Below are 12648 nucleotides of genomic sequence, written 5' to 3'. Positions count from 1 at the left end.
AATTATTCCATTATCGTGTAATCTCCTATACTGATTTTTGTAAAATCACCGTCATACTTGACGTGATTACCTATCATTGCTTCATCTAAGGTAGCGTTTTTAATACTGCTGCTTTTCTGAATTAATGAATTTTTAATAGTGCAGTTTTCAATAATAGTATGAGCTCCTATGGACACGTTAGGTCCAATCGTACTATCCTTGATCACAACGCTAGGATCAATGACACATGGCTCTATAATTGTTGAATTACTCAATTTAGGTTCTTGCTTAATTTCATCACTACCATCGGTAATCATAAACTGCATGATCTTGTTATTGGTGTCTATAGCAACATTTTTATTACCGCAATCCATCCACTCGTCTACCGTTCCTGTCTTAAAAACATTTCCTGCGGCCATTAAACGCGTGATTCCATCATTGATTTGGTACTCGCCACCGTTTATAATTTCATTATCAATCACAAATTGAAGCTCTTTCTTAAGATCGCCAATTTCTTTGAAGTAATAAATACCGATAACGGCCTGGTCACTTACAAATTCCTGCGGTTTTTCTACCAACTCAACAATTTCATCTTTTTCATTAAGTTTCACAACACCATAGGCTTCTGGTCGTTCAACTTGTTTTGTCCAGATAACAGCATCGGCTGCTGGATCTAGGTCAAAATCGGCTCTAATAAGTGTATCGGCATAGGCAACTACAGCTGGACCAGACAAACTAGGTTCGGCACACATAATGGCGTGACCAGTTCCCAACGGATTTAACTGACGGTAGATACTTGCCTTGGCACCCAAACTTTCCGCAAGTTCTTCAAGGTTGTTCACCACGTCATCACCAAAGAATGCTGGATCACCTAGAATAAAAGCAATTTCCTCGATGGGTTCTTTTAAAATTCTAGCAATATCAGTAACCAATCGGTTGACTATAGGTTTGTTTGCAATTGGTATTAATGGTTTAGGCGTAGTTAGTGAATGAGGACGTAGTCTTGAACCACGACCTGCCATAGGTACTATTATTTTCATATGTAAAGCCCTGATGGGCGCATTTTTAGATTAATGTGCTAAGGTAAAAATTATTAAGTAGAATAAACAGAGTTGGGTTGAGGTATCGCTTTCGCGAAAGCATACAGCAACAATCCTTACTTTACACCAGTGCTACCAAAACCGCCAGCACCACGATCAGTATCAGAAAGTACTTCTACCTCGTTCCAGGTAACGCGCTCGTGCTTTGCAATTACTAATTGTGCCACTCGTTCACCGTTCTCAATTACAAATTCTTCATTGGACAAATTAACTAGAATAACACCAATTTCTCCACGATAATCAGCGTCAACTGTTCCAGGCGAGTTTAAGACAGTGATTCCTTTTTTGGCAGCTAGACCACTACGTGGACGTACTTGAGCTTCATACCCAACCGGTAATTCTATAAACAATCCTGTTTTAACAATGGTACGCTCTAGTGGCTTTAAACAGATTGACTCTGTAAGATTTGCTCTTAAATCCATTCCTGCACTTCCTAATGTCTCGTAGTGAGGCAGGTCATGGTTTGATTTATTGATGATTTTAACTGTCATTTTTCTTAAGTAATTGAAGTATAAAATTCTTTTCTCTAACTAATATAAAAGCGCTCACTAGCAAACTAATGCTTAAACCGTACACGTATTGTTGCCAGCTACCAGCGCCGTATGAATCTCTTATAAGGTAGAAGATTACAACCGTAGCTCCTATTGATAGCAGCAAGTACAATAGAATACTCTTGATATCATAAGGAATAGGAAAATGTTTGCGACTCCATAGATAGGAAACAATCATCATTACTCCATAGGCTACACAGGTTGTAATTGCACTAGCTAGATAACCAATTTTAGGAATTAGTAAGACATTAGCCGCTATTGTGATAATAGCTCCAAACACCGATATTATTGCTCCGTATTTTGTTTTGTCGGTTACCTTATACCATACAGACAAGGATTGATAAATCCCAAAAAAGAAATACGCAACCAACACATAAGGAACAATAAAAATAGCCTCGTAATAATCACTATCGATTACTGCTAGTTTAACAACATCGATCAATGTGATATAAAACACCAATGCGATTGCTCCTAGAATCACAAACATCTTGGTAATAGAAGCATATAACTGCGGAGCATTTTTATCCTTTGATTCACTAAAAAAGAAAGGCTCTACACCTAGCTTAAAAGCAGTGGCAAATAAGGTCATTCCCACCGCTAGTCTGTAACAGGCAGTGTACAACCCAGCTTGGGCAGTACTATTACCTGGACTTAACCATTCAATTAGTTGCTTATCAAAAGTTTCATTAATCGCAAATGCTAGTCCAGCCACCAGAATAGGAGTACCGTACTTCATCATTTGTTTCCAAATGGTAACATCAAAACCTTCTATATGGAAATAAGGTTTGATGAGTAGTAGCAACAAAAATATTTTGGGAGTAAACAAGGCAATGAAAAATAACTCCACTTTATCAGTTGGAAACCACTGTTGAATTACTGGAATATCTGATAAAAAAACTAAGAAAAAAGTGGTTAGAACGAATGAAATAACCACGTCAATCATTTTAATGATGGCGTACTTTCTAGCCATACCTTGTGCTCTTAAATACGCAAATGGTATGACCATCAAAGTATCTAAGGCTAGTACGCCAATCACCCAACGCCAGTATTCACTGTTTTTACCCGACCACAACTCAATATTATCAAGGTTGAAAAAGGCAATAACTGTAAACAATGTTGTAGTAGCTAATAACCCAAGTAGCGAAGTGCTAAGCACCTTGTTTTTACTCTTTGAATGAGAATAAAACCTAAAAAATGAGGTTTCCATTCCATAGGTAAGTATAACATTAAAAATGATGATCCATGAAAAGATGATGGACAGATTACCAAAATCTTGTTTAGTATCTATAAAGGTTGTCAACAGTAAATTAAGTAATACCGTAAGCACTCTAGGCAATACGGTAGCAACTCCATACACGGCAGTTTGCTGAAATAATTTACGTGTTGTGCTCAAAAACGTTGTTTTATGAGTTATAAAAGTACATTTAAAATTCTCAGCAGCCCAGCTGATACACTTTAAAACCTATTTACGGCTCATATATGTAATTATCCTACCACAAAGTTGACAATCTTGCCAGGTACGACAATCGTTTTACGAATTGTCTTCCCTTCTAACTGCTGTCTAACCTTGTCATTTTCCAGCACTAGTTTTTCTAGCTCGTCTTTACTGGCATCAACCGGTAATTCTAAAGTAAATTTCATTTTACCATTGAACGAGATAGGATACTTCTTGCTGCTCTCTACTAAGTACTTTTCTTCAAAAACCGGGAAATCAACGTAGGCTATACTTTCCTCATGACCTAGTAGTGACCATAACTCTTCTGCGATGTGAGGCGCATAAGGTGAAACCAATATCGCAAGCGGTTCTAAAACTTCGCGGCTATCGCATTTTTGAGCAGTTAACTCATTAACGGCAATCATAAAACTACTCACACTCGTATTAAACGAGAAGTTCTCGATATCCTCACGAACTTTTTTGATGGTTTTATGAAGCGTCTTCATGCTTTCTGGCGATGCTTTTTCATCACTTACATGGAAGCCGTTTTCATTATGATATAGTTTCCATAGCTTTTTAATGAAACCATATACTCCTGTTATACCAGCGGTATTCCATGGTTTTGCTTGCTCCAGCGGCCCGAGGAACATCTCGTACAAACGCAGCGTATCTGCACCGTACTGTTCACAAATGTCGTCTGGGTTGACTACGTTGAACTTAGACTTGGACATTTTTTCAACCTCACGAGAGACCTTGAAAACACCGTCATCGTTATGAATGAATTTTTTATCTCTCGCATCTTGTCTCCAAGTTTGAAATGATTTAACATCCAATTCGTTAGAGTTGTTTACAAAAGAAACATCTGTGTGAAGTTTACGACCTGATTTGACTTTACCATCAAAGTTTACTCCTTGAGAGATAAAAACTTTTTCAATTCCAGATTCTACTTCAACTTCAAGTTCTTTAACAAAAGCACTCTCACCCAGTATCATCCCTTGATTAATCAACTTTTTAAAAGGTTCGTTGACCGTTACTTTTCCAAGATCGTGCAACACTTTCACCCAAAATCTACTATATAACAAATGACCTGTTGCGTGCTCGCTACCACCTATGTACAAGTCTACGTTTTCCCAATATTCTTGTGCTTCTTTTGAGAACATTTCATTCTCATTACTCGCATCCATGTATCTAAACATATACCACGAGCTACCAGCCCAACCAGGCATGGTGTTCAATTCTAATGGGTACACGCAATCGCGATCGTCATCATTGGATACCACTTTGTTTTCCATTGTACACCAACTCCAAGTAGTCGCACGTCCCAAAGGCGGCGCACCATCTTCTGTAGGTAGATATTCATCTACTTCTGGCAATTCTAGTGGTAAATGCTTACGGTCTATCATTTGTGGTAACCCGTTCTTATAATACACTGGGAATGGTTCACCCCAATAACGCTGTCTAGAGAAAACTGCATCGCGCAAGCGATAATTTGTTTTTCCTTTTCCAGCGCCTATTTCTTCTAATTTTTCAATAGCGGCAGCCATCGCTTGCTTATAGCTCATTCCATTAAGGAAATCACTGTTACAAATAGGCGTGTTGTCTTTGGCTGTATAGGCTTCTTCACTTATATCTACACCTTCAAAAATATTTTTAATCGCTGGCATTCCTTCTTGACCGGCAAAATAATTAGCAAAGGCATGATCACGCTCATCACCGCACGGTACTGCCATAACAGCACCAGTACCATATCCAGCAAGCACATAATCACCTATCCACACAGGTATTTTATCACCGCTTAATGGATGCGTAGCATAAGCACCAGTAAATACACCACTTATGGTTTTTACATCTGCCATACGTTCACGTTCTGATCGTGCTGCGGTGGCTTTTTTATAGGCTTCTACGGCATCGCGTTGAGCATCGGTTGTGATGCTATCCACTAGCTCATGTTCTGGAGCCAGCGTCATAAAGGTTACACCGTAAATAGTATCAGGTCGCGTTGTGAAAACATCAATTTTATGCTCGTCTAGTTTAAAACTAACCATAGCACCAACAGATTTCCCAATCCAGTTGCGCTGTATTTCTTTAATACTATCGCTCCAGTCTAATCCATCTAGGTCGTTTAACAAACGCTCTGCATAGGCACTGATACGCATCATCCACTGGCGCATTTTCTTGCGCACTACTGGATGTCCACCACGTTCGCTTACTCCGTTTACTATCTCATCATTTGCCAGTACAGTTCCTAGCGCCGGACACCAGTTCACCTCAGTATCTGCCAGGTAAGTAAGGCGATAATCTAGCAAGATTTTCTCTTGTTCTTCTTTGGTATAGCTGTTCCACTCATCTGCTGTGAATTCTTGTAAATCCTCATCAGTAGCAGCGTTGATAGTGGTTGTTCCGCTTTCGCGAAAGCGAGATTCTAATTCACTAATAGGTTTTGCCTTATCTACATCTTTATCATACCAGCTATCAAAAAGCAATATAAATATCTCCTGAGTCCATTTATAATAATCTGGATTACTGGTTTTTACCTCACGATCCCAGTCAAAGCTAAACCCGATACGGTCCATTTGCTCACGGTATCTAGCAATATTATCACGAGTCGTGATTGCAGGATGCTGCCCAGTCTGTATGGCATACTGCTCGGCAGGAAGACCAAAGCTATCATAACCCATAGGATGTAGTACATTGAAACCAGTGTGACGTTTGTATCGTGAAACGATATCACTAGCGATGTAACCTAATGGGTGACCTACGTGAAGCCCAGCACCACTAGGATACGGAAACATATCTAGTGCATAGAATTTAGGTTTGTCACTGTGATTAACGGCTTTAAACGTTTTGTTTTGGGCCCAGTATTCTTGCCACTTTTTCTCAATCTCAATGTGCTTGTAATGTACCATGCTATGGAGTGAATTTTATGCCGCAAAAATAGGGATTATACCACACTGGCTAGGAATAGATTAGTATTTATTGCATAAAAAAACCGCCCGTAAGCAAGGATTGCTAAACAGGCGGCTTCCAACCAACCAATAATCTTTATAATGACTTCTTCTTTTTTACATCTAGTAATCTAGATTTTCCGGAAGAATTTTTAATCTGAATGTATCCTTTTCCTGTAAAACGGTATGTCGTTCCTGAGGAAATATGATAGAGTTCTATCGTTCTATCATTGATAACGTAAAGATCGAACATTTCATTGCCTATATTTTCATAATGGAGCGTTAAATATTTATTAATCAGATCATTATTCTGATTTTCAACCAGGTACGATCCTTCATAATCCCATAATAAATTCTGTATAGATGTACCGCGAGCGTCTTTTGAACTTAAAAAAGTATCGCCATCGTAACTAGGAAAAAAACTCAAGAAATTTTCTCTATCAAATTCATTTATAACACCTGCATTGCTAGTAAATGTTTTTTCCCAAGCTCTATACTCTTGTAAGAAATAATGAATATTGTCATAAAACAGAGCATCATAATCAAAATTTCCTATTTGATACCCTTGTAATCGTATAAGGGAACCACTAGCTGGATCGATAAGATGAATTCTGTCAAAATCTTTTACTCTAACATCAAATTCATAAGTACCATCTATATCATGATGTATAATCAAGGTGTTTTCAAATGTTTCATAATATCCTACAGAAATCCCCATACCTGCGCCAGCACTTCCCACTCCAACTAAGTTATTATTGGCCATAAGGGTTCCATAATCAAAACTTAGGGTAAAAGCCTGTGTAATAAATGGTATATCAATATCATCGTATACATAATTTAAATCGACGTACCACAGTTGTTTACCTTCTACAACTTGTTCTAGAGTAGGTGCTACTACTCCATCTCCTAATTGAATGTCTGCATCACAACTAGTTGTTAAAACAAATAACAACATAGCTCCTAAAAAAGTAGTAATTGTTCTCATAATCGTTGTATTAAAGTTATTACTACAACGTTTTCGAAAACTGTGCCAAAAATGTAATCTGTTGTTATTAAGTGTTTTAGATTATCGGGACAATGAATCTTGATCGACTGGTCTAGGAGACTCTATTCTATCGCCTCGTAAATTACGATCTACACGGTCTGCTTCTTCTAGAATCTTAGGAAGTAAATAAGGTGCCATAGGTTCAATAGGTTCATAGACTATCGATTCTTCTTTTACCTCGTTACTAATAATGTCAAACTCACCACTGGCAGAATTGATAAACATTAATACAACGCTTATCAAAAAGGCCATTTTGAGTAATCCAAATGCGGCCCCAGCGAGTTTATTTATGAAGGAGAGTTGTGCTGTTTTCACAATTTTGGTAAACAATTTACCTATATAGGTAATCACAAAAATGATGACCACAAAAGTGATGATAAAACTGGCTATGGTAATGTATGCCTCGTCCCAGTTTACCTGTTCTCTCAACCAGTCACCGGCAAAATTTGAGAAATAAATTGCACCATAAATTGCAGCTATAAGAGCTACTAGGCTGGCTACTTCAATAAAAAGTCCGTTCATGTAGCCTTTCCACAGACCGACTAATAATACAATACAAATGAAAATGTCTAACCAATTCATGGGCTAAAGGTAGAAAATGTTATGCTGCAAAAGCAGTATCTTAGTCTCAAAACTTTAATATATGAGAATTATTGCTCTTTTCATTTGTGTATTCTGTCTATTTACTTCCTGTAAACCAAAGGAAGAAAACTCACCTAATCAAGATCTTACAATTAGCACAGATAATAACAATCAACAAGTAAGCGAATACGCTATAGTTATTCACGGTGGTGCAGGAACAATCAAAAAAGAAAACATGACTCCTGAACTCGAAAAGGCTTACAACGACAAGCTTACCGAGTCTATCAAAGCTGGACACGACGTTTTAGCCAAAGGTGGTAGCGCTATGGATGCTGTTGAAGCTAGTATAAGAATTATGGAAGATTCTCCTTTATTTAATGCAGGAAAAGGAGCTGTTTTTACTCATGAAGGAGTTAACTCTTTAGACGCTAGCTTCATGGATGGTAAAACCTTAAATGCTGGAGCTATTGCTGGAGTGAGTACAGTGAAAAACCCGATCTCATTAGCCCGATTGGTCATGACCGATAGTGAACATGTATTATTGAGTGGCAGCGGTAGTGACGCTTTCGCGAAAGCGCAACAAAATCCAAACATAGAGATTGTGGACAATAAATATTTTTACACAGAAAGACGTTATCAATCCCTACAACGTATACTTGAAAAAGAGGCAGAAGAAGGAGATAATGGAACAGCTATGAATTTTCAAGATCCTTTTATACAAGATTCTAAATATGGAACGGTAGGTTGTGTTGCATTAGATAAAAATGGAAATATCGCAGCCGGAACAAGCACAGGTGGTATGACTAATAAGAAGTACGGTCGTATAGGTGATTCTCCTATTATAGGTAGTGGTACGTATGCAAATAATAACACTTGTGGTATTTCTAGCACTGGTCACGGTGAATACTTTATACGTGGTCAAGTTGCTTATGACATAAGTGCACTTATGGAGTACAAAGGACTTACACTAGAAGAAGCTACGGAAGAGGTTATACAGAAAAAGCTTACTGCATTAGGTGGAACTGGTGGAATCGTATCTCTTGATAAATATGGTAATGTTTCTATGGAGTTTAATACAGCTGGTATGTATCGTGCTAGTATGAACGATAAAGGAGATCTAGTTATTGGAATGTATAAGGAATAATGCTTTAAAAATTGCATAAAAAAATCCCGCTACTCAACTGAATAGCGGGATTATATTTATAAGACTTTTCCATCTTTGTCTTTAAACTTATACTCTAAATAAGTATAAGCATCTCTGGGTAAAATTTTTACCCATTTTTTGTGTTTTACGAACCACTTTGAACGTATTGACGGCACTCCTTTAGTTAAAAAGGCAGCAATAAATGGATGAGCATTTAAGGTGATGTTTTTATTCCCTTCTTTAAACAAGCGCTCTAGTTTTTCAGTAATTTGTTGTACAATTACTATAGGAGCTTGAATCTCATTACCATTTCCGTTAGGATTCTCTTCACGAGTTTTAATCTTAACTTCTTGTCTTACACGCTGTCTTGTGATTTGAATAAGACCAAATTTACTAGGTGGTAATATCTTATGTTTTGCTCTGTCATCCGACATTTCTTCACGCAGGTGCTCATACAGCTTTTTCCTGTTTTCTGAAGCGCGCATATCAATAAAATCAACTACTATGATACCACCCATATCGCGCAATCTTAATTGTCTAGCGATTTCTGTAGCGGCTATTAGGTTTGTTTCAAGCGCGGTGTCTTCCTGACTATCAGCTTTATTAGATCTATTACCAGAATTAACGTCTATAACGTGCATGGCTTCAGTGTGCTCTATGACTAAATAGGCACCTTTACTCATGGAAACCGTTTTTCCAAACGACGTTTTAATTTGTCTCTCGATACCGTATTTTTCAAAAATCGGTAGTCGTGGATTGTGATATTTTACAATAGACTGTTTGTGTGGAGCTATTGTACTTAAATATTCTTTGATCTCTTCACACACTTCTTTATCATCAACAATGATTGAAGTATAGGTATCATTAAACACATCTCTCATAAGAGAGTGAGTACGACTTTGTTCAGTCAATACTTTAGTAGGAAAGGAAGCCTTGTGCAATTTACTACACATGCGGTCCCATTTTTCCATTAAATTTTGTAGATCCTGATCCAGGTCTGCTACTAATTTTCCTGTGGCTACCGTGCGTACTATAACGCCAAAACCTTCAGGTTTAATGCTTTTAACAAGTCTTTTAAGACGGCTTTTTTCTTCTCTATCTTCTATTTTTTGGGAAATAGATATACGATCAGAGAATGGAACGAGTACAACATACCTACCTGGCAGTGAGATTTCTGCACTCAATCGCGGGCCCTTTGTAGAGATAGGTTCTTTAACTACCTGTACAAGTATAGGCTGGCCAGATTCAACAACATCGTCAATAGAACCACTTTTATCTAGTTCCTTTTCTAACTTGATGTCCTTGAGTTTAAAATTTTTTCTTCGTCCGCTTAAAATTTGCTTGGTAAACTTTAACTGTGTACGGTATTTAGGTCCTAGATCATGATAGTGTAAAAACCCATCTTTTTCATAACCTACATTAACAAATGAGGCATTAAGACCAGACAGTACTTTACGTGCTTTTGCTATAAAAACATCGCTTACTGCAAACTTGTTTTCATCTTCATCTTTGTGGAGTTCAATAAGCCTACCATTTTTGGTCAAGGCGTAATCCACGTTTGTAGCACCGGAACGGATAATAATTTCTTTATCCATGTTTCCTGTTATTTAATAGTTGTAAAACCATAGATATGTTTTACAACAGGATGATATGAAAGAATACATTACAAGAACTTTTCTTGTAAAGTCAAACGAGTTGTCAACTGCAACCCTATTTCAATGAACGTAAAAAAGAAAAAGTAGTGCTACACTACTTTTTCTTCTTGTGACGGTTAGCGCGACGACGCTTTTTACGTTTGTGCGTAGCTACCTTATGTCTTTTTCTTTTCTTACCGCTTGGCATATCTCTTATATTATTGGTTTATTTTACTTTAACTTTTGTTTTTACACCTTCTACAAATACTTTAGCTGGTTTAAAAGCTGGTATATTGTGAGCTGGTATTTTTATAGTAGTATTTTTAGAAATATTACGACCAGTTTTTTCAGCTCTCGTTTTTACGATAAAGCTACCAAAACCGCGTAAATATACGTTTTCTCCAGTTTCCAGAGATCCTTTCACCTCTTCCATAAAAGACTCAACAGTTGCCTGAACATCAGTCTTCTCCATTCCCAACTTATCTGAAATCTTAGATACGATATCTGCTTTAGTCATTTTTAAGTTCTATTTTAATTATTTAGGGTTACATTAAACAGGGCGCAAATATACTCTAATTAAACTAATTAAAATCTCTAATTAATTAAATTTTAAATAGATATATCTTTCCACTCTATAATTATAAAGAAAATATGAACTTTTCGAGCCAACTCATTGATTGGTATTTAGTTAACAAAAGAGATCTACCTTGGCGTCATACTACTAATCCTTATTACATATGGTTGAGTGAGGTAATTCTCCAACAAACTCGTGTAGCACAAGGCCTTCCTTACTACAACAAGTTTGTTGAAACCTACCCCAAAGTTGAAATGCTTGCTGCTGCACCGCTGGACGACGTTCTTAAATTATGGCAAGGATTAGGATATTATTCTAGAGCACGTAATTTACATAAAGCCGCACAGCAAGTAGTAGAACTAGGTAAATTCCCTACCCAATACAAAGATTTGCTTAAACTTAAAGGTGTAGGCACTTATACGGCTGCTGCCATTGCGAGCTTTTCTAACAAGGAAGCTGTTCCCGTGGTAGATGGTAACGTGTATCGAGTGCTTTCCAGAATTTTTCATATCAATACGCCTATAAATACGCCAGCAGCCGTAAAAGAGTTTACTCATCTTGCTGCACAACTTATGGATAAAGAGCAGCCGGACATCTTTAATCAAGCGATGATGGAGTTTGGAGCCCTACAATGCATTCCAAAAAATCCAAATTGCGCTTCGTGTGTATTTAAAAATGATTGCGTTGCCCACGAAAAGGGTTTAATTGATGAGTTACCGGTTAAGCCTAGAAAAACCAAGGTCAAAAATTTGTTCCATAATTACCTTGTAATTATTTCTCCAGACCAAAAAACTTTGTTGCAACAACGTGATGAATCAGGAATTTGGAAAGGTCTTTATGAATTTCCTCTTGTTGAGACTCCAGGAGCGGCGATGGTGTCTGAAATTAAAGATTCTATAGAGTTTAAAGATCTTATAGGCGAGTTACGCTTTCGCGAAAGCGTATACAATCAACAACCTATTATTCACAAATTATCACATCGTAAAATACATGCGACTTTTTGGATTATAGAACTAGAAGATTACATGGAAGGACTGTCACCTATTAAAGACGCTTTTAAAAAGCCAGTTCATGTATTAATGGAACGTTTCATGAATGAATATTGGCGAGATTACAAACATTAAGAATTACCTTTGTATTCTATTTATTATAAAGGATTTTATATCTTTAAAAGATAATTCAAACACAAACTATGGCAGGTACGGTAAACAAAGTAATACTTATAGGTCACACAGGTGATGATGTGAAAATGAAGCATTTTGAAGGTGGTGGCTGTATAGGAAGGTTTCCTCTAGCAACAAATGAAGAATATGTAAATCGCACCACTGGTGAGCGTGTTTCTAATACTGAATGGCACAATTGTGTGGTTCGTAATAAAGCAGCTGAGGTTTGTGAAAAATACTTGCGTAAAGGCGATAAAGTATACATTGAAGGACGCATTAAAAATAGACAATGGACTGGTGAAGACGGTCAACAGCGGTACACGACCGAAATCCAGGTACAAGAGTTTACATTTTTAACTCCTAAAAATGAGAATTCAAACACGGGACCACAACAGCAAGCAACCCAACAACAGTCTAATACACAGCGTTATCAAGCTCCAGTAGTACCACCAGAAGGTAGTGATGAAGAGGTTGATGACCTACCATTCTAACTAAA

The 12648-nt window shown here is 37.3% G+C and carries 11 protein-coding genes; 3 read left to right on the top strand and 8 right to left on the bottom strand.

The features are described from left to right. Window positions 1-2: 2 nt before the first annotated feature. The 6 genes from BST93_RS02175 to BST93_RS02150 form a co-directional block, all read right to left on the bottom strand. Window positions 3-1019 (bottom strand): sugar phosphate nucleotidyltransferase, encoded by a 1017-nt coding sequence (locus BST93_RS02175; RefSeq protein ID WP_105017916.1) that lies wholly within the window; start codon window positions 1017-1019, stop codon window positions 3-5. Between the two features lie 116 nt (window positions 1020-1135). Continuing rightward, window positions 1136-1570 carry a dUTP diphosphatase gene (gene dut / locus BST93_RS02170; RefSeq protein WP_105017915.1) on the bottom strand — a complete coding sequence of 145 codons (435 nt, stop codon included), beginning with the start codon at window positions 1568-1570 and terminating at the stop codon, window positions 1136-1138. Beyond that, a complete protein-coding gene (locus BST93_RS02165; RefSeq protein ID WP_258150465.1) occupies window positions 1560-3023 on the bottom strand; it encodes a lipopolysaccharide biosynthesis protein in 1464 nt (487 codons plus the stop codon). Before BST93_RS02165 ends, dut begins: the two co-directional genes overlap by 11 nt. A 92-nt stretch (window positions 3024-3115) precedes the next feature. Further along, window positions 3116-5971 carry a leucine--tRNA ligase gene (gene leuS / locus BST93_RS02160; protein ID WP_105017914.1) on the bottom strand — a complete coding sequence of 952 codons (2856 nt, stop codon included), beginning with the start codon at window positions 5969-5971 and terminating at the stop codon, window positions 3116-3118. 136 nt (window positions 5972-6107) lie between these two features. Continuing rightward, window positions 6108-6995: a nicotinic acid mononucleotide adenyltransferase gene (locus BST93_RS02155; protein WP_105017913.1), complete on the bottom strand. Its 888-nt coding sequence runs from the start codon at window positions 6993-6995 to the stop codon at window positions 6108-6110. An 81-nt stretch (window positions 6996-7076) separates the two neighbouring features. Further along, complete coding sequence (locus BST93_RS02150; protein ID WP_105017912.1) at window positions 7077-7637, bottom strand: CvpA family protein; 561 nt, start codon at window positions 7635-7637, stop codon at window positions 7077-7079. A gap of 61 nt (window positions 7638-7698) precedes the next feature. Here BST93_RS02150 and BST93_RS02145 point away from each other — a divergent pair, with 61 nt between their 5' ends. Next, window positions 7699-8781: an isoaspartyl peptidase/L-asparaginase family protein gene (locus tag BST93_RS02145; protein WP_105017911.1), complete on the top strand. Its 1083-nt coding sequence runs from the start codon at window positions 7699-7701 to the stop codon at window positions 8779-8781. Between the two features lie 56 nt (window positions 8782-8837). Here the strand turns inward: BST93_RS02145 and BST93_RS02140 are convergent, their stop codons facing one another. Both BST93_RS02140 and BST93_RS02135 read right to left on the bottom strand, forming a co-directional pair. Further along, on the bottom strand, window positions 8838-10376 hold the full coding sequence (locus BST93_RS02140; RefSeq protein WP_105017910.1) for an Rne/Rng family ribonuclease: 1539 nt from the start codon (window positions 10374-10376) through the stop codon (window positions 8838-8840). Window positions 10377-10641: 265 nt separating this feature from the next. Then, window positions 10642-10932, bottom strand: coding sequence for an HU family DNA-binding protein (locus tag BST93_RS02135; RefSeq protein ID WP_042276927.1), 291 nt, complete (start codon window positions 10930-10932; stop codon window positions 10642-10644). Between the two features lie 134 nt (window positions 10933-11066). On the opposite strand from BST93_RS02135, the gene mutY reads away from it, so the two are divergent. After that, a complete protein-coding gene (mutY, locus tag BST93_RS02130; RefSeq protein WP_105017909.1) occupies window positions 11067-12113 on the top strand; it encodes an A/G-specific adenine glycosylase in 1047 nt (348 codons plus the stop codon). Between the two features lie 68 nt (window positions 12114-12181). Further along, entirely contained in the window at window positions 12182-12643 is a 462-nt protein-coding gene (locus BST93_RS02125; protein ID WP_042276922.1) for a single-stranded DNA-binding protein, read from the top strand. Window positions 12644-12648 lie beyond the last annotated feature (5 nt).

Source organism: Nonlabens tegetincola (assembly GCF_002954355.1).
Lineage (GTDB): Bacteria > Bacteroidota > Bacteroidia > Flavobacteriales > Flavobacteriaceae > Nonlabens > Nonlabens tegetincola.
This window is presented reverse-complemented; position numbering and strand designations above follow the sequence as displayed.